Source organism: Allobosea sp. 67-29, from assembly GCF_001898115.1.
Lineage (GTDB): Bacteria > Pseudomonadota > Alphaproteobacteria > Rhizobiales > Beijerinckiaceae > Allobosea.
Window position 1 is genome coordinate 144069 of sequence record NZ_MKSQ01000023.1, and the last position, 21576, is coordinate 165644.

Genomic DNA, 21576 nt, shown 5'->3' on the forward strand with positions numbered 1-21576 from the left:
GTGCCCGCGCCGGCGGCCGTGAGGAAACCGATCCGGGCGCGCCACACGGGCGAGATGCCAGTTCACATCCGACAGACTCGCATCGTGCTAAGTCCGCTGGAAGCCGCCGTCGGCAGCAAGTAGCGGTCGGTTAACCTCTCACCAGCGTCGCGATCGACTCCGAGCGCTCGTCCTGCCATGAGCTCCGATCATGCATCGGCTCATATGACAGCACTGACCTGAACCGCGAGGCCTTCCCGGGCTGTCGACCGTTCCCGCTGTTTCGACCATGACAATCCCAATACCGGACCGGACTCCGAGCATGACCATGCCGCTCATCACCATTGGTTTCAGCTTCCCTGCCTTCGCCGGGGGCTGGGAAATACCGCTCTCCCTCGCATCGAGGGGAGCGCTGAGCCATGGAGAGGTCCGGCCAGCACTTCCTGCTTTCGCCCAAGGTCCGCGACCTGACGGTCACCGAACTCTCCCGCATCCAGGAGAGGACAGCCTACAAGTGGTTCCGGCAGGCCCGCTGGCCTGAGACGGACGGCGAGGCCTACTGCCCGCATTGCGGCAACCTGCGCTGCTACGAGATGACCCGGAGTCGTTTCAAGTGCTCCGCCAAGGAATGCGGCTCCGTCTTCACGGTGACGTCCGGAACGGCGTTCGCCTGGCGCAAGCTGCCGTTCAAGAAGATGCTCTTCGCGATCTGGTTCGTCGCCAACTCCGTCAAGGGCAAGGCTGCCCTCCAGCTCTCCCGCGAGCTCGGCGTGCAGTACAAGACGGCCTGGGTGCTCCTGATGAAGCTCCGCGAGACCGTGGCGTCGCGCCGCGACGAGATGGTGCTCGACGGCGAGGTCGAGATCGACGGCAAATATGCGGGCGGGCATGTGAGACCGGAAAATCGAGCGGAGGATCGTGTCGACCGACGCCTGAAGGAGAACCGGAGCCCCGACCGCCTCTGCATCCTCGCGATCCGGCAGCGGGGCGTGTCCGGCCGAACCTTCACCCGGGTCATTCGCGAGGAGGACGGTGATGCGGCATGGGCCGCGGTTCGGGATCACGTCTCCCGGAACGCGAAGGTCTTCGCCGACGAGCACGGGAGCTACAACGATGTCGTGGGTCTGAACCGCATGGGCCGGGTGAACCACTCCGAGGCGTATTCCTCGGAGGACGGCACGAACACCAACGTCGTCGAGAGCTTCTTCAGCCGCATCCAGCGGGCCTATGTCGGCATCCACCACCGCTTCTCGACGCGATATCTCGACTGGTACGCGGCCGACATCGCCTGGCGCGAGGATATGAGGCGCACGAGCAATGGCGGGCTAACGCGTTCCCTGCTCGGGCAGGCGCTGAAGCGGCCGACGTCGCGGTCCCTGTGCGGCTACTGGCAGGGCAACAAGCCGCCTGACCTGATCTGGGAAGGCAGTGCCGCGGCCTAGGCCGCGATCTCCCAGAGATGCTTTCGGCCATCGACGGTGCCCGCTTGGCGCACGCGGCCGCGCTTGGTGAGGGCGATCAGAGCAGCGGACACCTGCGTCAGGAAACGCGGCATGGACGGATCGTCCGCGTCTGCACCGTTGCGCTCTGCGATCCGGGAGGTGCAGTCCGCTGTTGAAAGCGGTTGCTCCGCCTCGCGGAGTACCTCGAGGATGGCCTCGTTCTTGTTGATCCGTGCGAATTCGGGAGGGAGCTGTTGGGCTGCCCTCGGCCGCTGCGGCTTCGTTGCCGCGGACCCCCGCGGTACGTGGGCCGGATCGTAGATCGCGATCACCTGGTCGATCGCCGAGACCTGTCCATCGATCGCCTGAATCCTGGCCTTCAATTCCTCGACCTCGCCGAGCAGCTCGGCGCGCTTCCGCTTCAGTTCCTCGTCAACTCTCACCTGCTCCCGCTCCGTCAAAAGGAGCCGGAAGCTACCAAAGAACCGGGATCAGATCTGGTGGTTTTTGCTACCTAATGCCGCGACGATCCGAACAGGACGACCTCGTAGCTCTCCGGCGCCTTGCCGGCGACCTCCATGCCGGGAGAACCCATCGGCATTCCCGGAACGGCGAGGCCCCGAGCCTGTGGCTTCTCGGCCAGGAGGCGCTTGACGGCGTCAGCCGGCACATGACCCTCGACCACGTAACCGGACACCTCCGCCGTGTGGCAGGAGGCAAGGTCGTCCGGCACGCCGAGGCGGAGCTTCACCTGGTCGACATCCGAGGATGTGATGACCTCGACGGGGAAGCCGGCGGCCTTCATGTGCTCCACCCAGCCACCGCAGCAGCCGCAGTTCGGATCCTTGGTCACGATCATCTTCGGCAGGGTGGCCTGCGCAAAGGCTCGTTCGGCCATCATCGCGGCGCCAGAGGTTCCGAGAACGGCGAGGAAGCTGCGGCGGTTGAGCATGAGCATCTCCTTCAGGCTGCGACCGGGGTATAACCGGCCTTGGCGACCAGAGCCTTGATGGATGCCAGGTCGCTGCTCCCGCGGACGGACACCAACTTGGAAGCCGGATCGGCTTCGACCTGCGTGCCGGGCAGGCCCGTCTCGATCGCGTTCTTGATCGTGCCAGCGCAGTGACCGCAGGTCATGTCCTCGACCCGCAAGGTCAGGGCATTCGGATCACGTTCGGCCGCCTGGTCCGGCCGGGAGGAGTGGTTGTTGCATCCGCACATGGAATGATCTCCGTTTCTCATCGACGATGAGAGCAGTCTGCACCTTCCCATGATGGTAAGGTCAAGTGGCGTTTCATCACGACGCGCCGATGTCGCGACGGCACGTACCTTTCGAGGGCGCTCTTGCGAAGGCGGACAACCCCGTGTCCGCCCGTTTTCATTGGTTCGGAGCAGGACTGACCTCGTTGCGAGCCAGGCTCCATCCGGGCTGGCGCATCAGTGCTTGTTCGGGGTGTCGTCGTCAGCACCATCGGATCCGCCGGGCATCATGGCACCGCCGGGTCCCATCATTCCCCGCCCCATCATGCCTTGCCCCATCATGCCTCGGCTGCCCATCCGGACGAGGACCGGCAGCCGCCGCTTCTGGGCCTCGTCGAGGGTCGCGTGGAGCGGCGCGGCAGCGTCCGCGAGTTTGCGCATGGCGTCGGATCCCTGGCTCATATGATCGGCCATGGTGCGCAGCATGCTCACCGGATCGTTTGCCGTCGTCCCTCCTGTCTGGCGCATGGCCTGCATATGGCTGAGGTGAAGGGTCGCCAGATTCCGGAGCGCGGTTTCGACAGGGGGCCATAGCTTTTCCTGGTCGGCGGTCAGCCTCAGCCCGGCATGGATGGACGCGATATGGGCTTCGGCGAAGGCACTCATATCCTCGGTCGAGAATTGGCCCATCATCCCTTGGCTGCCGCCGGGCATGCCTTGACCCTGCATCATCTGGCCCATGGGCATCGGCATTCCGGATTGGCCGGGCATCGCCTGAGGTTTTCCCGGCGCTGTGGATTGGGCCTGCGCCTTGGGGGCATTACCTGGATGGTGCGGGTCACTGGAAGTCGGCGCCTGGGCCAGCGTGGGCCCGGCAAGGGTAACCAGGACGGTCGCGAGAACGGACATCTTCATGGCAGTGTCTCCTTTGAGCGGTCAAAAAGGGCAAGAACGGCGTCGGCGCAGCTTTCGCGGAATGGCCGCAGGCAGCGCCGATCAGGTTGCGTCGGGCGCAGCCATTGGTCCCGGGGCCGCAAGGGCCCCAATGTTCTCGGCCGGGCCGCAGACGGCCCGGCCTTGGGCGGTCACTCCCGCTTGTCGTGGTGGCCGTGGCCGCCGTGCATGAACAGATGCATCAGGGGGCAGGCCAGCAGCAGGAGGTAGGGCAGTGCGGTCACGATATGACCGCCGTGGTTCGCGAGGAGGTAGATGCCGAGAGCGGCCAACGCGAGCGAGCAGACCCAACCCAGGGGCGTGTTGATCAGCAGGGTCCGCCAGGTTCGTGGCGACTCGGGGGCAGGAGTCGGTGTGGTGGGCATGTCGATCTCTCCCGGTGCGGAGCGTGCCGATCTTGGACGTTGCTTGCGAACGGCGCCTTGAGCGAAATCAAGCGGGGTACCGGAAAGGCTCGTTCCGCCCACCCGGTCTGCTCCCGCTTCCTGACACCTAGCGGGCGGCGATGCCGTTCGGCCCCTTTCCGACCGGATAGGACTTCCCGGCCGAGAGGCTGCCGAGATCGATCGCGGAGATGGTGTTCGCGTAGGTGTTCGTGACGTAGGCCGTGCGACCGTCGCGAGCGATGACGATGCCGTGCGCTCCCTTGCCGACCGTCACGTTCCGGATCAGCTTGCCGTCCTCGATCGCGACGACCGACACCCGGTTGTCCGGTTTCGCCGCCGAGCCCTGGTTCGCGACCAGGGCGGCCTTGCCGTCCGGCGTAACGTAGACCTGCACGGGTCCGTTTCCGACGGAGGCCTTCCGCAGCACCTTGCGAGTGTCGACGTCGATGATGGCGACCTTGTCCTCGCCGTTGAGCGAGACCACGAGGATGCGGCCGCTCCGGTCGAACGCGACCTGGACCGGCCGCTTTCCGACGGAGATATGCATGGCCTTCTCCGGATTGCGCGTATCCACCAACGAGACCGTGTCGCTCTTCATGTTGGCGACCGCGAGCAGGTTTCCGTCCGGCGATAGGCGCAGTCCATGCGGGTAGTTCTGCACGGGGATGCGACCGGTTACCCTACGCCCCGGGATGTCGACCACCACCACCGAGTTGGTTTCGGCGTCGGTCAGATAGGCGAAATGCCCCTGTGCGTCGGGAACGACATGCGCCGGATGCCCTCCCACGGTCACGACCTGCGGCGCGCCGGGCGCGTCGCCAGCGACGTCCATGAGAACGAGTTGCCCGCCTGCGGAGCCGTGAGCCGCGTGGCTGCCGGACTGTGCCGCAGGCATGCCGGTCGCCAGGATGAGGCGGCCATCGGCGGTGACGTCGACGTTGTGCGGCGAGATCGGAATCGCCGCGGTGGTGGTTTTCGAGGTCTGCGAGTCGATGATTGAGAGGCTCTGCCCGTTCTCATTGGCAACGACGATCGTGTCGGCCCGGGCGCTGGCGGCACCAAGGGATGTGACGAGGGCGAGTGCAATCTGGGTTCCGCGTGCGAACATCGCATTGTCCTTCCGAATTCGAATTGAACAGGGTCCCGGTGCCCACGCAGGCCGCGACATCACGGAAGCGGCGGGGTCGGGATTCGGTTGGGTTACGCGATGGATTTTGGCGGTTTGAATCGCACCTCCGGGATTGCCCCGGCCAGCATCAGGTCATTCCCGGGCTGGAGGCAGATGGCTTCGGGCCATCCCGGGAAAGGGGCACCGGCACGGATCATCGCCGGGGGAACGACGAGGCAGCTCGAGGAAGCGCCGAGACAATCCTGGTCACAGGAAGGGCCGCCCGCCGTTCCCTCGGCGCTGTCTTGATCCGCGTTACGGCCGTGATGGATGGAGGCCGCCGCCGGGTCGACGTGCCCATGCTCCATGACCAACGACAGGTGCGTGGCAGGACCGGGCGCCGAAAAGGCAGGCGTCGCCATGCGACCGACCACGAGAACCATCGCGGCGACCGCGAGGAGCATGGCCATCAGCGGAGACAGAGCTTTTTTGCGACGCCTCTTCATTGCAGGAAGTCTACCCGGTTGGCGGACCGAAACCTTGCGCTGCATCAAACAGTCGGACGGACCGGGCGGCTCCCAATGGAACTGCCCGGCCCGGCAACTACAGTCGTACCGCGCGCAGGCGGATCGCGTTGCCGATCACGCTGACCGACGACAGTGCCATCGCGGCCGCCGCGATGATCGGCGACAGCAGGATGCCGAAGAACGGAAACAGCACTCCCGCCGCCACGGGCACGCCGAGCGCATTGTAGATGAAGGCGAAGAACAGGTTCTGGCGGATGTTTCGCATCACGGCCTGCGACAGCCGTCGCGCCCGCACGATTCCGGTGAGGTCGCCTTTCAGCAGGGTCACGCCCGCACTTTCCATCGCCACGTCGGTGCCCGTGCCCATGGCGATGCCGACATCCGCCGCCGCCAGCGCCGGCGCGTCGTTGACGCCGTCGCCCGCCATGGCGACCACCCTGCCGTCTGCCTTGTAACGCTGGACCACGGCACTCTTCTGGTCGGGCAGGACCTCGGCCTCGACCTCGTCGATTCCGAGCCGCCTGGCGACCGCCTTCGCGGTGGTCCAGTTGTCGCCGGTGAGCATCACGACCCGGATGCCTTCCGCCCTGAGCCCGGCGAGCGCCTCCGGCGTCGAACTCTTGACCGGATCCGCAATTGCGATGGCACCCGCCACCTTCCCGCCGATTCCGGCGAAGATCACCGTGGCGCCGTCCTCGCGCAACTTGTCCGCCTGCTCCGCCAGGCGAGCTGGATCGATGCCATGCTCGGTCAGGAAGGCCGCGTTGCCGAGCACGACGCGCCGTCCCTCGACGGTACCCAGCGCTCCCTTGCCGGTGGGCGAGTCGAAATCGGCGACCGGCGCGGTGGCGATACCCTGCTTGTCGGCGGCCGCGACGATGGCCAGCGCCAACGGATGCTCGCTTGCCCGTTCCACGCTGGCTGACAGGCGCAGGATTTCGGCTTCGTCAAAACCCGGAGCCGGAACCACGGCAGTCACGGATGGCTTGCCCTCCGTGAGGGTTCCGGTCTTGTCGACCACGAGGGTGTCGACCTTCTCCATGTGTTCCAAGGCCTCGGCATTCTTGATCAGAACGCCCGCCTGGGCGCCGCGGCCGACCCCGACCATGATCGACATTGGCGTGGCGAGACCAAGCGCGCACGGACAGGCGATGATGAGGACCGCGACGGCCGCAACGAGGCCGTAGGAGAACCGCGGCTCCGGACCCCAGAACGCCCACGCGATGAAGGCGAGTGCCGCAATGCCGATGACCGCGGGCACGAAGTAGCCCGAGACGTGATCGGCCAATCGCTGGATCGGGGCGCGGCTGCGCTGGGCCTCCGCCACCAGTTGGACGATCCGCGACAACATCGTGTCGTGCCCAACCTTCTGCGCCTCGATCACGAGTCCGCCGGACTGGTTCATCGTGCCCCCGATGGCCGCGGCCCCCGCTTCCTTGGTGACCGGCATCGACTCGCCCGTGACCATCGACTCGTCGACCGCGCTGCGTCCCTCGACGACGACGCCGTCGACCGGGACCTTCTCGCCCGGCCGCACCCGCAGACGGTCGCCGACCTGCACGGTGTCGAGCTGGACCTCCTGCTCGGTGCCGTCGGGCATGATCCTGCGGGCCGTCTTGGGCGCGAGGTCGAGCAGGGCGCGAATGGCCCCGCTGGTGCTCTCCCGTGCCCGCAACTCGAGGACCTGCCCGAGCAAGACGAGAACCGTGATGACGGAGGCCGCTTCGAAGTACACGGCCACCGAGCCGTCATGACCTCGGAACGCAGCCGGGAAGATCCCGGGCGCCAGCGTCGCCACCATGCTGTAGACCCAGGCCACGCCCGTGCCCATGGCGATGAGGGTGAACATGTTGAGGTTGCGCGAGACCAGGGACTGCCAGCCGCGCTCGAAGAACGGCCAGCCGGCCCACAGCACGACCGGTGTCGCGAGCAGCATCTGGATCCAGTTCGAGGTCTGCTGGCCGACATAGTGGCCCAGACCTGTCAGGTGACCGCCCATTTCCAACACGACCACGGGCAGGGAGAGCGCGAGTCCGATCCAGAACCGGCGCGTCATGTCGATCAGTTCGTGGCTGGGGCCGGTCTCCGCCGTCGCGAGCACCGGTTCGAGCGCCATTCCGCAGATCGGACAAGAGCCTGGTCCCACCTGTCTGATCTGGGGATGCATCGGGCAGGTGTAGATCGTGCCTTCCGGCACGGGTTCCGCCGTCCGGGCCGCCGCTGGCTCGACGTATTTGGCGGGCTCCGCCATGAATTTCGACTGGCAGCCGGAGGAGCAGAAGTAATAGGGCTTGCCCCCGTACTGCGCCCGGTGCGTCGTCGCGTGCGGGTCGACCGTCATCCCGCAGACCGGGTCCTTTACCTTCCCGGCTTCTCCCTCGTGCTCATGATGATGTCCCCCATGGGCGCCATGGTCATGATGATGGCCATGGCCCTTGCTGGTTGGGGTGTCGGTCATGACGGTTCTCCGCATATGCATCGATGAGCTGACGCAAGGTTGAGGATTCCCATGATGGGAAGGTCAAGTACTTGCCTCCGGGGCCTCTACATCGACGCGATCGAGGCGGATCTCGACCTCGGTGAACCACCCCAAGGCTTGCTCCACCCAGGTGTCCCGAATGGCCGATCCGGCGCAAGCAAACCGGGAAATGCCTGCGCCCCGGATCGGCCGTTTAGGTTACTTCGCCTTTTGAAGCTTGGTGACCGTGATCTGGCCGTTGACGCGGTCGGCGTCGAACTTGATCTTGTCCCCGGCCTTCAGCCCTTTGAGCATGGCGGGATCGCCAGCCCGGAACACCATGGTCATGGCGTCCATGTCGAGGTTCTTGATGGCGCCGTGGTTGATGGTGAGCTTGCCCTGAGCCTCGTCGACCTTGGTGACGGTGCCGCTGACCGACTGGGCGGCAGCCGGTAGCGCGACCATCAGGAATGCGAGGGTGGCGGTGGTCTTCAGCATGGGATGATCCTTTCCTCTGACGCTTACTTGACGATGATCTTGCCGGTCATGCCGGCTTCCCGATGGCCGGGGATCAGGCAGGAGAAGTCGAACTCGCCCGCCTTGGTGAAGGCCCAGACGATCTCGCCGGTCTTCTTCGGCGCGAGCCGCTTGGCGTTCGGATCGTCATGTTCCATGTCGGGGTTCTTCTGCATCTCGATGGCATGCTTGAGGTTCTCCTCCAGCGTGGCCAGCACGAGTTCATGGTCGAGTTCGCCGTTGTTGCGAAGCTGGAAGCGAATCTGCTCGCCGCGACGCACCTCGATCCGGTCGGGGATGAAGGCCATCTTGCCGTCCTTCTCGCTCATCACGACCTGGACGATCCGGGCCGGTTTCTTGGGATCGCCCGCCTTGCCGTAAGCCGCCTCGTCGCCATGGCTGTGGCCGGCCGCGCCGGGCCCGGCAAACGCGGCGCCAGCCGACATCAAAAGTCCGATCGCGGCAAATTTGAACGGTGCTGTCTTCATCTCTATCTCCGGAAGTGAATGTTCTGCGTCAGTGGTTGGAATGCGGGCTCTTGGCGGCGGGGCGCGGCTTGCCGTCGGGTCCGAGGCTCGGCTTACGCGGATCCTTCACGCGCCATTCGGTCGCATCGAGGCCGCTATCGGGCGATTTTGCGCGCGGCGCCTCGCTCAGCTTCTCGCCCTTGAGTTCGTAGGCGACGGTTCCTTCGGGGTGCTTGAACCAGCCGGGGTCCTTGTAGTCGTTCTTCGCCAGCCCCTCGCGGACCTTCACGACCGAGAACATGCCGCCCATCTCGACGGCGCCGAACTGGGCGAAGCCGGTCATCATCGGCAGGGTATTGTCCGGCAGCGGCATCTCCATCGAACCCATCTCGCCCATGCCGTTCGACCCCATCGGCATGTAGCCCGGCGCGATCTTCGCGATGCGCTTCGCCAGGTCCTTCTTGTTCACGCCGATATAGGTCTTCACCGAGTGGCCCATGGCGTTCATCGTGTGGTGCGACTTGTGGCAATGGATCGCCCAGTCGCCCGGCTCGTCGGCGACGAAGTCGAAGGCGCGCATCTGGCCGACGGCGCAGTCGATCGAGACCTCGGGCCAGGCGGCAGCGGGATCGACCCAGCCGCCATCCGTGCCCGAGACCTTGAACTCGTAGCCGTGCATGTGGATCGGGTGGTTGGTCATGGTCAGGTTGCCGAAGCGGATGCGGACCTTGTCGTCCTTGCCGACGACGAAGGGATCGATGCCGGGGAAGACCCGGCTGTTCCAGCACCACATGTTGAAGTCGGTCATGGTGTTGACCTTCGGCACGTAGGACCCGGCCTCGATGTCGAAGGCGTTGAGCAGGAAGACGAAGTCGCGGTCGACGCGGCGGAACGCCGGATCCTTCGGATGGACCACGAAGAAGCCCATCATGCCCATCGCCATCTGGACCATCTCGTCCGAATGCGGGTGGTACATGAAGGTGCCGGAGCGCCGGAGCTGGAATTCGTAGACGAAGGTCTTGCCCGGCGGGATATGCGGCTGGGTCAGCCCGCCGACGCCGTCCATGCCGTTGGGCAGGCGCTGGCCGTGCCAGTGAACGGCCGTGTTCTCCGGCAGCTTGTTGGTGACGTAGATGCGGACCTTGTCGCCTTCGACCGCCTCGATGGTTGGCCCCGGCGACTGGCCGTTGTAGCCCCACAGATGGGCCTTCATGCCCGGGGCGAGCTCTCGCACCACCGGCTCGGCGACGAGATGAAACTCCTTCCAGTCGCCGTTCATCCGCCAGGGCAGGGACCAGCCGTTCAGGGTAACGACCGGCTGGTAGTCCGGCCCCGTGGTCGGCACGAGCGGCGACTGCGTCGTCGCGTCCTTCATGGTCGGGGCCTCGGGCACCGCCGCGAAGGCGGTGCGCCCCGAAACGGCGGTCGCACCGGCCAACACGAGCCCGGACGAACCGATGAAGCCTCTGCGGGATAGGGATGTCATCTCGGAAAGCTCCTTCAGTGCCCGCCAGCGGCGTCACCGCCGGCAGCCGCCGCGGTGACCGTGGCGCCGCCGCCCCCGCTGCCGCCACCGATCAGCGCGTGCTTGAAGTCGGTATGGGCGATCCAGAAGTCACGCCGGGCGTTGATCGCCGCGACGTTCGACAGGATGCGGTTCCGAGCGTCGGTAATCAGATCGGTCACGTCGTTCAGCATGCCGCTGTATTGCAGCAACGACTCGTCCTGGATGATCTTCCGAAGCGGCAGCACGTTGTTCTGGTACTGGCGCGTGATGTCGTAGTTCGCCCGATAGGCGGTATAGGCCTCGCGCGCCTCGGAGCGGATATTGACCGCCTTTTCCGCCAACTTGTTGGCAGCCTGCATGTAGGTCTGCTCGGCGAGGGCGACCTTCGACTGGCCGAAATCATAGATCGGAATCTCGATCTCGAGTTCCAGTGTCTTGCTGCGGCTCGACTCGCGCTCGACATGGCCATGGTCGTTGATGACGCGTCCACGATCATAGGTGCGGCGGCCGAGCAGGTCGACATCGTTGACGAAGCGCGTCGCCTGGGTGAGCCCCAAGGACTTCGCCAGAACGTCGAGTTCGGCGCGCGCGACGCGCAGATCGATCCGCTTGCGCAGAGCTTCCGCTTCGACCGCCTTCACCGATTGCAGCTTCGGAAGGGGAGGCAGGCTGCCAAGCTGGAATTTGAGATCGTCGCCCCAGAGCCCAAGCTGGCGGACGAGGCGCTCGCGTTCCTGTCGCTGCTGCTGGCGCGCCTGTGCGAGCTGCACCGTCAACTCGGCTTCGAAGGCGTATTCCCGCGCCTGGTCGAGCTTGTTGACGCCGCCGGTTTCGCCGAGCCGCTTGAAAAGCTCGGAGGCAGCGTCGGCGGAAGCCTTGGCCTCCTGATAGAACGTGACCTGGGCGTTGGCGGCGACCGCCCGATAATATTGGCGGCGGGTATCCGCCGCCAACCTGAGCACCGCTTCGGCGGCACGCAGTTGTGCCGCCTGGAAGCGATCCTGAGCGATCTCCGCTCGGGCAGGCAGTGTCGCAAGCGCCAACAAACTCCCCGCGATCTGTCGTTCGATCTCGATCTCGAAGCGGCCGGAGAGCTTGGAGATGCCGAAGCTCGGATTGGGGGGCAGGCTGGCCGCAACCATCTGGGCCTCGGCCATGCCGAGCTCATTGAAGGCGGCCTGAAGGCCCCGGTTGTTGAGCAAGGCTATCTGCACGGCTGCATCCGCCGTCAGCGGCTTGCGCAGGAGTTGATCGACCCGGGCCTTCGTCGTGAGCTCCGCTTGATCGTCGCCGATCTTGACCACCTGCTTGCCGATATCGGCATAGGTTGCGGACTGGATTGCCCCCATGCCGCCGTCGGCCGAGAAGCTGGCGCAGCCTCCGAGAAGCGCGGCCGCCCCGATGAGCAGGGTCCAGCGCAACGAGCGGCGGCCGATCGGTAAGGTCGAAGGAAGCAAGGTCGGCCTTTCGGGGTCGGCTGGAAATCGTGGAATGAACGAAGCGGTCGGCTGGTCAGGCAAGGTCATGACTTCGGTCCGACCTGGCGGTTGAGTTCCTTCCAATCCTTGGGCTCGGCCGGGCGGAAGGTGGAAGCACCGGCCGTCACGCTGCGATAGGCGACGGCGGGAACGCGGACGTTCGGATCGGCAGGTCGCGCCAGATGGTCTGGAACCGTGGCGGAGCAGGCACCGAGTGCCAGACCTACCGCCATCAGCAACGGCACCTTCATCAAGCTCACGATTCGGCTCCCTGTCATGATGCAACAGGGGTAACAGCGGCCGTCCGTCGGTGTCCGTTACAAATTGTTTCAATCCGGCAGGCGGCACTCCCTTCCGGGCGCGCTATACAAGTCCGGCTCGGCAGAAGCCGAGGCGCATTGCGGACTGGAATCGACGCGCGTGACGAACACGGCTTCCGAAGACCACGGGCATATCCTGGTTGTGGATGACGATCCGCAGATCAGGCTGCTGGTCGCCCGTTTTCTCCAGCGCTACGGCTACCAGGTCACCGGGGCTCCGGACGGGCGCGTCATGATGGATGTCATGGCCCACTCCGCCATCGACCTGATCGTGCTCGACCTGATGCTGCCCGGTCGCTCCGGCATCGAGCTTTGCCGGGACATCCGGGCGACCTCGCAGCTTCCGATCGTAATGCTGACGGCTCGCAGCGAAGAGAGCGACCGGATCATGGGATTCGAAGGCGGGGCGGACGACTACGTCACCAAGCCCTTCAGTCCGGGCGAGCTGCTCGCCCGGATACGCGCCGTGCTGCGTCGGTCACGCGCCGCGCGCGGTCCGGCCGAAGCGAGTCCGAGCGAGGCGGTCAGCTTCGACGGTTGGCGCGTGGATCTGCGTCGGCGTGAACTGGTTTCGCCGAGCGGCACGCTGATCGATCTCTCTACGGGCGAGTTCGACCTGCTCGTTGCCTTCGTCGAGCACGCCAATCGCGTCCTGTCGCGGGAGGCGTTGATGCAATTCGCCAAGGCGCGGACGAGCGGCGATCCGTTCGATCGCACGATCGACGTGCAGATCAGCCGCCTGCGCCGCAAGCTCGAGGCCGATGCCCGCGGGGGGCAGTTGATCAAGACGGTGCGCGGCGCCGGCTACATCTTCACGTCCCAGGTCGATCATCGGGAAGGACGATCCTCTTGAGACGCCCGGCGAAATTGCTTTGGCCGGATACGGTCGCCAGCCGCGCCATCCTGATCCTGGTGGCGGCGCTGCTCGCCTTTCATCTGCTGGGCTATTGGGCCTATCGCGTCAGCGTGGAGAATCTCGCGACCCTCGGGCAGGATCGCGGCCTGGCCGAGCGCATCGTCTCGATCAAACGGGTGATCGCAGGCCTTCCGGAGGCGCCGGACCGCGACCGCGTCGCCCACGATCTGTCGAGCGCAAGCCTGGAAGTGCATTGGAGCAAGGTCAGCCTGGTCCTCGGCAGCGCTCCGGGAACGGAGAGGACGCGAACGATGGAGGCGCGGCTCGAGACGCTCGCGCCCGAACTCGCCGCGGAATCCTTCAGGGTCGGTTTCGCCGACGACGGAGCGCTGGCAGCAGGCGAGGCGGACGCCTATCGGCACATGATGCTGGTTTCGGTGCGGCTCGATGACGGTTCCTGGGTGAATTTCTCCTCTTCCGCCCTCGGAGTGAACCAACATGCCGACTGGAGCGTCATCGCGGCGACGATCTGCTTCGGGGTCGGCATCGTCGTCGTCGCGCTGCTTCTGTTGCGCTGGGCGACGCGTCCTCTGAAGGATCTCGCCCTCGCGGCCGAGCGCTTCAGCCTGGATCAGGCGCCGCAACCCCTCTCCGAGGGTGGCCCGGCCGAAGTGCGCCGTGCCGCCCGCGCCTTCAACACCATGCGGGAGCGGATCCAGCGCCTCGTTGCCGAGCGCATGCAGGCCATGGCCGCGGTGTCGCACGACCTGCGCACCCCGATCACCAGGCTTCGGCTTCGTTCGGAACTGCTTGACGATGAAGCCACGCGAGGCCTCATCGACGCGGATCTCGGCGAGATGGAAGCGATGATCGACTCGACGCTGGAATACCTTCGCGGTGGCGTTTCCAGCGAAGCCATCCGGTTGATCGACCTCGCGTCGGTCATCGAGACGATCGTCGACGAGCATGTCGACCTGGGGCACGACGTCTCACTGGCGGGCATCACATCCGCCCCCGTCTCGGGGCGCTTTCTGTCCCTGAAACGGGCATTCTCGAACATCATCGGCAACGCGATCAAATACGGCGCGAAAGCCCAGGTCATGATCGCGGACATCGGCGATAGCCTCGTCATCACCGTGGAGGATGAGGGCCCCGGAATCCCGGAGACCGATATGGAGCGGGTGTTCCATCCTTTCGTCAGGCTTGAGGAATCCCGGGGGCGCGAGACCGGCGGGACCGGCTTGGGGCTCACCATCGCGGCATCCGTGATCCGCACTCACGACGGGAAGATCGATCTGGCCAATCGAGCCTCCGGCGGCTTGCGCGTCATGATCACCTTGCCGAAGGCCAAGCCCCAGGGGGCGATCACGGCGAGATCGCCGAACTCCGTCGAGCTTGCGAAGCTCGGGGTCTCGGATCGAGCAGAGCGATCGCTGGCGGCCAAGAACTAGGCAGCCTGATCGGGAAGGCCCCGCTGCCGCGATATCGCGGCGGGTCTTGACCTTGCCGTCGTGGGAGGGCGCACGGTTCCGGATCTTCAGCGAAAGAGGTCGCCATGACCATCAAGAAGCGGAAGCTCGAAACAGTCGCCCTTGCCGCCCTGAAGCAGGCCATCACGGAAAACAGGCCAGATGTCGCAGAGTTGTTCTTGCAGGCTCTGGAGGTCCTGGCTTCGGCACCCGAGGCGTTCAGGGGACGGTCATCGTCACGGTCGAACGGACGGCACCGTTGATCCATCCGGCATCCTCCCACGCAGGGATCGACGCCGTCGTAATCCTCCTGCGGTGGAATGTCCGGAACGGCGTCGGTCCCTTGCCGAAGGTTGACCCGGGAGGGCTTGGAGGAGAGAGGTTCGCGATGATCGATTTCGAGATCGAAGCCGATGATATGGGGTCGCTTGGCGGCCTGGATGAACGAGATTCCGCGCGCGACTCCCTGCCTCATGCGTGACCGCGAGCGCCAGGAAGTCGAAGCAGCACTGCCGGAATCTGGTTTACATCAAGGCGGTTTCGTCACGGGGCGTCCTACAGCCGACCTCTTATCGCCTCCATCTGCTGGATCTCCTCGCGTTGTGCCTTCGTGATCGCCTCGCACAACCTCTTCAGATCCAGATTGGCGAGCTTCGCCTCACGGCACATGAGGATCGCGCCGGAGTGATGCGGGATCATCGAGTCGACGAACTGGCGATCATCGATCAGGGTCTGGCTTCGCGTTGCGTAGAGCGATGCGACCGTGAGCAACGCAAGGGCGACGTAGTGAACGACGTTGGCGCTCTTGTTCGGGAACATGCCCGGCATCGTCGCCAGCATGAGGATGCCCATCGGCGCCCACATCGTGATCGCCATGTAGAACATGTTCAGATTGTTCCGGAAGTCGCGCCAGCCGTCGATCATCGAGAACATCACGACGTACATGACGATCAGGCCGAGGATCATGTTCAGCCAGAACATCAGATAGGGTCTGCCATGCGAGCCGTGACCGCCTTGCGAAGGGCTGCCGTGGGCCCGGTGGTGGTTCTGCATATCCGTCTCCACTCGGCGTGAAAGCGGACGGTTGCCACACCCGTCGCGATGAGAACGAAGGTGGCCAGCGCCCGCAGAAGGCAAGGGCTACTTGCCCTTGGCTTTCAGCCACTGCTCGATCGTTTCGACCTCGCGCTGTTGACTGCTGACGATTTCACCCGCCAGCTTTTTGACCGATGGGTCCGTGCCGTTCGCGAGTACGATCTTGGCCATCTCGATCGCACCTTGGTGGTGAGCCTTCATCTGCGTCATGAAATCGACGTCGGCATCGCCCGTGAAGGTCGTCGGCATGGACTGCATCATATGCATCATCGCCGCCTTGTATTCTTTGGTCGACGCGGAGTCCGATGCATCCGGCATCATCATCTTCATGGGCATGCCGTGGCCCGTATCGGGCTTGGGAGCTGGCTGGGCGAAAGCGACGGTCACGATCGATGCCGCAAGGCAAGCAATCACTGTGAGGTGTTTCATGTGAGTACTCCCGGGATAAGGAGGGGAGCGGCTATGCCGCCATCTTCCGGCAACTTTCGGCACACCGCCGACAAGCCCGGACGCAGTCGTCCATATCTCCGATCCGTTCGCATTCGTTGGCGCAGTCTTCGCAGATATCGGCGCACTCGGCGCAGAGATGCTTGTGATGCCGCGAGCCGATGATCATGACCTGGGCGCTGGCACGACAGGTCTCGGCACAGGCGAGCATCAATTGGATGTGATCCGGGCTGGCATGGTCGCCACCGAGCTTGAGGCAATGGTTGGTGCTCATGCCCAGGCAGGCCTGGTAGCAGCGCAGACACTCGTCAATGCATGCCTGCATCTCGGGGGACGGTTGGTGCACGATCGTTCTCCTTGAGCCTGTCGCCATTGCGTTGAAGGGCTACTGGGGGAAGACGCGTGCGACCATGAGGAGTTCCTGTCTGCAACAATCTGTAACAATGCGCCGCCGGACACGCGCGAGGGTTATTGACGGGGCGCAACGACGATGGTCGAAGGCCCGGCGATGACGAACTGTTGAAAGTTCCATCCTTCCTCTGTTTTGGCCGCTGTGCCATTTTCGGTGTCATGACGCTTCGGCTCGTTGCGCATTGTCTGATTCTGGCCCTGTTCGTCGCGGCCACCACGTTGGCTGCCTTCGTCAGCCCGGCGAGCGCCGGATTCGAGCGGGCCGATACCGTTGAAATGGCGATGCCGATGGACGGCGGCGCCATGCCGTGCTGTCCGACGGATCACGACAAGGCCAAGGACTGCACGACCAACTGTCCCGCGTTGAGTTTCTGCCTGGCGAAGTGCTTTGCCAGCGAGCCGGCGTCGTTCGTCACGCTCGCCAGGGCGTTCGTCGCCGAGCTCAGCCTGTCGGGAGACGAGGCCACGCGTCAGTCTCGTCCGTTCGAGCCACCCGCGCGACCTCCACGAAGCTGAGCATCGTCAGCGCGAATTGCGCTGGATTCGTCCGCACGGAACTTCCGGGCGGACGGTGAGCCGTGGCCAGGGCCACGTCTGAGGCTGTGCGCCCATGCGGCAGCCTGATGCACTCAGGACTACGAACATGACCCTCATCAACACGTTGCGCGTGCTTGCCGCAGCGCTTCCGCTCGCCGCCGTTTCGCTCCCGGCGCTCGCGGACATCAAGGATTACGAGTTCCGGCTCGTCCAGAACGAGATCAAGCAGGGCAACGGCGTCGTCGTCGCCGTGACGCTCATCGACAAGCGTTCGGGCAAGCCCGTCCCGGACGCGGTGATCTTCGCCCAGCGCATCGACATGGCACCCGACGGGATGGAGATGATGGCCTCGCTGATCGAGACGATGCCGTCGACCGAGCCGGGCACCTACCGCTTCAAGACGAACCTGACGATGGCCGGCGGTTGGCGGCTCTCGCTCGGCGCCAAGGTACAGGGCGAAACCGGCGCGCTCGAAAACAAGCTGATCCTCAAGGCCGTGCCATGAAACCCATCGCCCTCACGGGCCTCGCTCTTGCCGCCATTCTGGCGGCGGGAGGTGCGGGCTACTGGGCCGGACATCGCGGCCTTGCCGTCGGCTGGCGTGGTTGGCTCGGCATCGAAGGTTCGCTCGCGGCAAACGAGCCCGTCGGAACCGGTCCGGTCATCTACTATCAGGACCCGGACCGGAAGCCTGTCTATTCGGCACAGCCGCGCCAGACCGTGGACGGCAGGCCCTTCACGGCCGTCCACGCCAGCCAGGACGTCAGCTTCGAGGTGAAGCCTCCGAGCGAGGAGCGGACGGCGCAGGCCGACCCGAAGCGCGTCCTCTACTACCGCAATCCCATGGGGCTTCCGGATACGTCCCCGGTGCCGAAGAAGGACTCGATGGGGATGGATTATCTCCCCGTCTACGAAGGCGAGGGAAACGAGGACGGCGTCATCAAGCTCTCGCCCGGGCGCATCCAGCGCAGCGGCGTGCGCTCCGAACCTGTCCGGCGTCAGAGCATCGTCCAGACGATTCACGTGCCCGGCGTGGTCCAGCTCGACGAGCGACGGGTTTCGGTCGTGACGATCCGAGCTGATGCCTTCGTGCAGGAGGTGGCGCCGATCACGACGGGCGACCGGGTCACGAGAGGCACGCGACTGGCGCGGATTTATTCGCCGGAGATCAGCACCGCGGGCGCGCAGTTCATCACCGAGCTCAATGCCGCCGCGCGCGGCGTGCCCGAAGGCGGCGCAAGGCAGCGCTTGGAAAACCTCGGCGTCCCGCCGGAGGTCATCGCCGAGATCGAGCGCAGCCGGAAGGTGCCGCTGACGATCAACTGGTCGGCGCCGCGCGACGGCATCGTGCTGGAGCGTTCGGTCAGCGACGGCATGAAGATGACGGCCGGCGGCAGTCTGTTCCGGCTCGCCGACATCTCGACGATCTGGGTTCTGGCCGATGTTCCGGAACGCCAGTTGGCCGCCGTCGGCATCGGCGCGCCAGCCACGGTGCGGCTGCGCGGCCGTCCGGGGAGTTCCTTCGAGGGACGCGTCGGCGTGATCTACCCGGAGATTGCCGAGGCAACGCGCACGGCGAAGGTCCGGATCGAGCTTGCCAACCGCGACAGCATCCTGCTGCCGAACATGTATGCCGACGTCGATATCGGCTCCGATGACGCAGCTCCGCAACTCGCGGTTCCCGACAGCGCCGTGATCGACAGCGGCTCGCGCCGGGTCGTCATTCTTGATCTGGGCGAGGGTCGGTTCGAGCCGCGCGAGGTCAAGCTCGGCCGTCGCGGCGACGGCATGGTCGCGATTACCGAAGGCGTCTCCGAAGGCGACCGCGTCGTCGTCTCCGCCAACTTCCTGATCGACGCCGAGAGCAATCTCAAGGCCGCCCTGAGCGGCTTCGCGCAGCCGGAGGCCAAGCCATGATCGCCCGCCTGATCGCCTGGTCGGCGCGCAACCTGATCCTCGTCTTCGTGGCCGCTGCCTTCGCCGTGGCGGCGGGTGTCTATGCGCTGAAGACCCTGCCGCTCGACGCCATCCCGGACCTCTCCGACGTCCAGGTCATCGTCTACACCGAATATCCCGGCCAGGCGCCTCAGGTGATCGAGGACCAGGTCACCTATCCGCTGACCACCTCGATGCTGACCGTGCCGAAGGCGCGCGTCGTGCGAGGCTTCTCGTTCTTCGGAGTCTCCTTCGTCTACGTCATCTTCGAGGACGGCACCGATCCCTATTGGGCGCGTTCGCGCGTGCTCGAATATCTCAACGCGGCCGCGCGGCGCCTGCCGCCTGGCGTCTCGCCGACGCTCGGGCCGGACGCGACCGGGGTCGGCTGGGTCTACCAGTATGCGGTCATCGCGAAGAACATGACCCTCGCGGAATTGCGCTCCCTACAGGACTGGGTCGTGCGCTTCGCGGCTTCTCGTGCCGAGGGGGTGGCCGAGGTTGCCAGCGTCGGCGGCTTCGTCAAGCAATACGCGATCGTCGTCGATCCCGTGCGGCTGCGCGCCCAGGGCGTCTCGCTCTCGACGCTGCGCGAGGCGGTCCGCAACAGCAACATGGACGTCGGCGGACGCACCGTCGAGCTCAGCGAGTTCGAGTTCATGGTTCGCGGCCGCGGCTACCTGAAGTCGATCGCGGATATCGAAAACATCGTCCTAAAGAGTGACCGCGGCGTACCGCTTCGTTTATCCGACGTCGCCCGCATCGAACTCGGTCCCGACGAGCGGCGCGGCATCACCGAGCTCAACGGCGAGGGGGAGGTCGCGAGCGGCATCATCCTGCAACGCTTCGGTGCCAACGCGCTCTCCGTGATCGAACACGCCAAGGCGCGCCTTTCCGAGGTCGCGGCGAGCCTGCCGGGCGGGGCCGAGATCGTGCCGGTCTATGACCGCTCCGGGTTGATCGAGCGGGCGATCGAGACGCTAAAGGGCACGCTGATCGAGGAGAGCATCATCGTCGCGCTGGTCTGCATCGTGTTCCTTCTGCATCTGCGCAGCGCCCTGGTGGCGATCATCATGCTGCCGGTCGGCATCCTGATGGCCTTCGCGGCGATGAAGGCGCTGGGGCTTGGCTCCAACATCATGAGCCTCGGCGGCATCGCCATCGCCGTCGGCGCGATGATCGACGCCGCCATCGTCATGATCGAGAACGCCCACAAGCACCTGGAACGGGCTCAGTCGAACAAGCCACGCGTCGAGATCCTGATCGAGGCGGCTAGCGAGGTCGGCCCGGCGTTGTTCTTCAGCCTGCTCGTCATCACCGTCTCGTTCCTGCCGATCTTCACCTTGGAAGCGGAGGAGGGTCGCCTGTTCGGGCCGCTCGCCTTCACCAAGACCTTCGCCATGGCAGCCGCGGCGCTCCTGTCGGTGACGCTCGTCCCAGCCCTGATGGTCATCTTCGTCAAGGGAAGGATCATTCCGGAGAGCCGCAACCCGATCAATCGGGGCCTGATCGCGCTCTACCGTCCGATGATCCGCGGCGTTCTCGGCGCCAAGACCCTGACGATCCTGGCTGCGGTGGCCGTCCTCGGGCTCAGCCTCTGGCCGGCGCGGCAGCTCGGCTCGGAGTTCATGCCGTCCCTCGACGAGGGCACGCTGATGTACATGCCGACGACCTTGCCAGGGATTTCGGTGACCAAGGCGGCCGAGCTGCTCCAGACTCAGAATCGCATCATCCGCTCCTTCCCGGAGGTTGCCTCGGTCTACGGCAAGGCCGGACGCGCCCAGACGGCAACCGACCCGGCGCCGACCGAGATGTTCGAGACCATCATCAACCTGAAGCCCAAGACGGAATGGCGCGAAGGCGTCACGCTCGACAGCCTCAAGGCCGAGATGGACAAGGCTCTCCAGTTCCCCGGCGTCTCCAACGCCTGGACCCAGCCGATCCGGGCTCGCATCGACATGCTGGCGACCGGCATCCGCACGCCCATCGGGGTCAAGGTCTTCGGCACCGATCTCGCCCAGATGGAGGCAGTCTCCCGACAGATCGAGACGGTGCTGAAGGCCGTCCCGGGCACGAGCAGTGCCTATGCCGAGCGCGTTATCGGCGGCTACTTCCTCGACATCGTGCCGGACCGGATCGCACTCGGCCGCTACGGGCTCTCCGTCGGCGACGTCCAGAATGCGGTCGTGATGGCGATGGGCGGCGAGACTGTGACGACGACGGTCGAAGGGCGCGAGCGCTACGGGGTGGCGATCCGCTATCCCCGCGACCTGCGCTCCGATCCGCAGGCGATCGCGCGCGAGGTCCAGGTCTCGACCTCGTCCGGCGCCAGCGTGCCGCTCGGCGAGGTTGCGAGCATCGAGTGCAAGCGCGGCGCCACCTCGATCCGCACCGAGAATGGCGAACTCGCGGTCTACATCTTCGTGGATACAGTCGGGCGCGATCTCGGCGGTTATGTCCGCGATGCCCAGAACGCGATCGCGC

General features: G+C 65.3%; 23 protein-coding genes. 8 read left to right on the forward strand and 15 right to left on the reverse strand.

Annotation, left to right across the window (positions count from 1 at the left end; genetic code table 11):
* The first annotated feature begins 398 nt into the window (after positions 1 to 398).
* On the forward strand, positions 399 to 1421 hold the full coding sequence (locus BGO20_RS17600) for an IS1595 family transposase (RefSeq protein WP_055730216.1): 1023 nt from the start codon (positions 399 to 401) through the stop codon (positions 1419 to 1421).
* Here BGO20_RS17600 and BGO20_RS17605 read toward each other — a convergent pair.
* The 12 genes from BGO20_RS17605 to BGO20_RS17660 form a co-directional block, all read right to left on the reverse strand.
* Positions 1418 to 1882, reverse strand: a complete 465-nt coding sequence (locus tag BGO20_RS17605; protein ID WP_291660515.1) for a hypothetical protein — start codon at positions 1880 to 1882, stop codon at positions 1418 to 1420. The genes BGO20_RS17600 and BGO20_RS17605 overlap by 4 nt on opposite strands.
* A gap of 53 nt (positions 1883 to 1935) precedes the next feature.
* A complete protein-coding gene (locus tag BGO20_RS17610; RefSeq protein ID WP_079590995.1) occupies positions 1936 to 2379 on the reverse strand; it encodes a DUF411 domain-containing protein in 444 nt (147 codons plus the stop codon).
* A gap of 5 nt (positions 2380 to 2384) precedes the next feature.
* Positions 2385 to 2642, reverse strand: coding sequence for a heavy-metal-associated domain-containing protein (locus BGO20_RS17615; RefSeq protein ID WP_047579395.1), 258 nt, complete (start codon positions 2640 to 2642; stop codon positions 2385 to 2387).
* Between the two features lie 216 nt (positions 2643 to 2858).
* On the reverse strand, positions 2859 to 3536 hold the full coding sequence (locus tag BGO20_RS17620; protein ID WP_079590994.1) for a Spy/CpxP family protein refolding chaperone: 678 nt from the start codon (positions 3534 to 3536) through the stop codon (positions 2859 to 2861).
* 170 nt (positions 3537 to 3706) lie between these two features.
* Positions 3707 to 3940 carry a DUF2933 domain-containing protein gene (locus BGO20_RS17625; protein WP_067255018.1) on the reverse strand — a complete coding sequence of 78 codons (234 nt, stop codon included), beginning with the start codon at positions 3938 to 3940 and terminating at the stop codon, positions 3707 to 3709.
* Between the two features lie 127 nt (positions 3941 to 4067).
* Positions 4068 to 5069, reverse strand: coding sequence for a YVTN family beta-propeller repeat protein (locus tag BGO20_RS17630; RefSeq protein ID WP_139384217.1), 1002 nt, complete (start codon positions 5067 to 5069; stop codon positions 4068 to 4070).
* A 92-nt stretch (positions 5070 to 5161) separates the two neighbouring features.
* On the reverse strand, positions 5162 to 5620 hold the full coding sequence (locus tag BGO20_RS17635; protein ID WP_139384216.1) for a hypothetical protein: 459 nt from the start codon (positions 5618 to 5620) through the stop codon (positions 5162 to 5164).
* Positions 5621 to 5672: 52 nt separating this feature from the next.
* On the reverse strand, positions 5673 to 8054 hold the full coding sequence (locus BGO20_RS17640; protein ID WP_280174369.1) for a heavy metal translocating P-type ATPase: 2382 nt from the start codon (positions 8052 to 8054) through the stop codon (positions 5673 to 5675).
* Positions 8055 to 8273: 219 nt separating this feature from the next.
* Positions 8274 to 8552: a copper-binding protein gene (locus tag BGO20_RS17645; protein ID WP_055729933.1), complete on the reverse strand. Its 279-nt coding sequence runs from the start codon at positions 8550 to 8552 to the stop codon at positions 8274 to 8276.
* A gap of 23 nt (positions 8553 to 8575) precedes the next feature.
* The gene (locus tag BGO20_RS17650) at positions 8576 to 9058 is read right to left on the reverse strand and encodes a cupredoxin domain-containing protein (RefSeq protein WP_079590990.1); all 483 of its coding nucleotides are present in this window, start codon (positions 9056 to 9058) and stop codon (positions 8576 to 8578) included.
* Between the two features lie 28 nt (positions 9059 to 9086).
* A complete protein-coding gene (locus BGO20_RS17655) occupies positions 9087 to 10523 on the reverse strand; it encodes a multicopper oxidase family protein (RefSeq protein ID WP_079590989.1) in 1437 nt (478 codons plus the stop codon).
* Between the two features lie 14 nt (positions 10524 to 10537).
* Entirely contained in the window at positions 10538 to 12370 is a 1833-nt protein-coding gene (locus tag BGO20_RS17660) for a TolC family protein (RefSeq protein ID WP_291660530.1), read from the reverse strand.
* Positions 12371 to 12442: 72 nt separating this feature from the next.
* On the opposite strand from BGO20_RS17660, the gene BGO20_RS17665 reads away from it, so the two are divergent.
* The 3 genes from BGO20_RS17665 (at position 12443) to BGO20_RS17675 (ending at position 14930) form a co-directional block, all read left to right on the forward strand.
* A complete protein-coding gene (locus BGO20_RS17665) occupies positions 12443 to 13195 on the forward strand; it encodes a response regulator (RefSeq protein WP_079590986.1) in 753 nt (250 codons plus the stop codon).
* Entirely contained in the window at positions 13192 to 14649 is a 1458-nt protein-coding gene (locus tag BGO20_RS17670; protein ID WP_291660531.1) for an ATP-binding protein, read from the forward strand. The genes BGO20_RS17665 and BGO20_RS17670 overlap by 4 nt, the downstream gene beginning before the upstream one ends.
* 104 nt (positions 14650 to 14753) lie before the next feature.
* Positions 14754 to 14930, forward strand: coding sequence for a hypothetical protein (locus BGO20_RS17675; protein ID WP_176168533.1), 177 nt, complete (start codon positions 14754 to 14756; stop codon positions 14928 to 14930).
* Between the two features lie 292 nt (positions 14931 to 15222).
* Here the strand turns inward: BGO20_RS17675 and BGO20_RS17680 are convergent, their stop codons facing one another.
* The 3 genes from BGO20_RS17680 to BGO20_RS17690 form a co-directional block, all read right to left on the reverse strand.
* On the reverse strand, positions 15223 to 15720 hold the full coding sequence (locus BGO20_RS17680) for a DUF305 domain-containing protein (RefSeq protein ID WP_079590984.1): 498 nt from the start codon (positions 15718 to 15720) through the stop codon (positions 15223 to 15225).
* Between the two features lie 87 nt (positions 15721 to 15807).
* Entirely contained in the window at positions 15808 to 16191 is a 384-nt protein-coding gene (gene copM, locus BGO20_RS17685; RefSeq protein WP_079590983.1) for a CopM family metallochaperone, read from the reverse strand.
* 31 nt (positions 16192 to 16222) lie between these two features.
* Positions 16223 to 16555 (reverse strand): four-helix bundle copper-binding protein, encoded by a 333-nt coding sequence (locus BGO20_RS17690; RefSeq protein ID WP_079590982.1) that lies wholly within the window; start codon positions 16553 to 16555, stop codon positions 16223 to 16225.
* Positions 16556 to 16680: 125 nt separating this feature from the next.
* Here BGO20_RS17690 and BGO20_RS17695 point away from each other — a divergent pair, with 125 nt between their 5' ends.
* The 4 genes from BGO20_RS17695 to BGO20_RS17710 all read left to right on the forward strand — a co-directional run.
* Positions 16681 to 17136 carry a hypothetical protein gene (locus tag BGO20_RS17695; protein ID WP_079590981.1) on the forward strand — a complete coding sequence of 152 codons (456 nt, stop codon included), beginning with the start codon at positions 16681 to 16683 and terminating at the stop codon, positions 17134 to 17136.
* Between the two features lie 127 nt (positions 17137 to 17263).
* A complete protein-coding gene (locus tag BGO20_RS17700; protein WP_079590980.1) occupies positions 17264 to 17662 on the forward strand; it encodes a FixH family protein in 399 nt (132 codons plus the stop codon).
* Positions 17659 to 19074, forward strand: a complete 1416-nt coding sequence (locus BGO20_RS17705; RefSeq protein WP_079590979.1) for an efflux RND transporter periplasmic adaptor subunit — start codon at positions 17659 to 17661, stop codon at positions 19072 to 19074. The genes BGO20_RS17700 and BGO20_RS17705 overlap by 4 nt, the downstream gene beginning before the upstream one ends.
* The coding region (locus BGO20_RS17710; protein ID WP_299858475.1) for an efflux RND transporter permease subunit at positions 19071 to 21576 on the forward strand (2506 nt) is incomplete at its 3' end. The genes BGO20_RS17705 and BGO20_RS17710, both read left to right, overlap by 4 nt.

Excerpts from the sequence above, each read along its gene's own strand:
- BGO20_RS17650 (WP_079590990.1), bottom strand. The coding sequence starts at position 9,058 with ATGAAGACAGCACCGTTCAAATTTGCCGCGATCGGACTTTTGATGTCG.
- BGO20_RS17645 (WP_055729933.1), bottom strand. The coding sequence starts at position 8,552 with ATGCTGAAGACCACCGCCACCCTCGCATTCCTGATGGTCGCGCTACCG.
- copM (WP_079590983.1), bottom strand. The coding sequence starts at position 16,191 with ATGAAACACCTCACAGTGATTGCTTGCCTTGCGGCATCGATCGTGACC.
- BGO20_RS17600 (WP_055730216.1), top strand. The coding sequence starts at position 399 with ATGGAGAGGTCCGGCCAGCACTTCCTGCTTTCGCCCAAGGTCCGCGAC.
- BGO20_RS17630 (WP_139384217.1), bottom strand. The coding sequence starts at position 5,069 with ATGTTCGCACGCGGAACCCAGATTGCACTCGCCCTCGTCACATCCCTT.
- BGO20_RS17615 (WP_047579395.1), bottom strand. The coding sequence starts at position 2,642 with ATGTGCGGATGCAACAACCACTCCTCCCGGCCGGACCAGGCGGCCGAA.
- BGO20_RS17680 (WP_079590984.1), bottom strand. The coding sequence starts at position 15,720 with ATGCAGAACCACCACCGGGCCCACGGCAGCCCTTCGCAAGGCGGTCAC.
- BGO20_RS17655 (WP_079590989.1), bottom strand. The coding sequence starts at position 10,523 with ATGACATCCCTATCCCGCAGAGGCTTCATCGGTTCGTCCGGGCTCGTG.
- BGO20_RS17675 (WP_176168533.1), top strand. The coding sequence starts at position 14,754 with ATGACCATCAAGAAGCGGAAGCTCGAAACAGTCGCCCTTGCCGCCCTG.
- BGO20_RS17705 (WP_079590979.1), top strand. The coding sequence starts at position 17,659 with ATGAAACCCATCGCCCTCACGGGCCTCGCTCTTGCCGCCATTCTGGCG.
- BGO20_RS17635 (WP_139384216.1), bottom strand. The coding sequence starts at position 5,620 with ATGCAGCGCAAGGTTTCGGTCCGCCAACCGGGTAGACTTCCTGCAATG.
- BGO20_RS17610 (WP_079590995.1), bottom strand. The coding sequence starts at position 2,379 with ATGCTCATGCTCAACCGCCGCAGCTTCCTCGCCGTTCTCGGAACCTCT.
- BGO20_RS17640 (WP_280174369.1), bottom strand. The coding sequence starts at position 8,054 with ATGACCGACACCCCAACCAGCAAGGGCCATGGCCATCATCATGACCAT.
- BGO20_RS17620 (WP_079590994.1), bottom strand. The coding sequence starts at position 3,536 with ATGAAGATGTCCGTTCTCGCGACCGTCCTGGTTACCCTTGCCGGGCCC.
- BGO20_RS17625 (WP_067255018.1), bottom strand. The coding sequence starts at position 3,940 with ATGCCCACCACACCGACTCCTGCCCCCGAGTCGCCACGAACCTGGCGG.
- BGO20_RS17700 (WP_079590980.1), top strand. The coding sequence starts at position 17,264 with ATGACCCTCATCAACACGTTGCGCGTGCTTGCCGCAGCGCTTCCGCTC.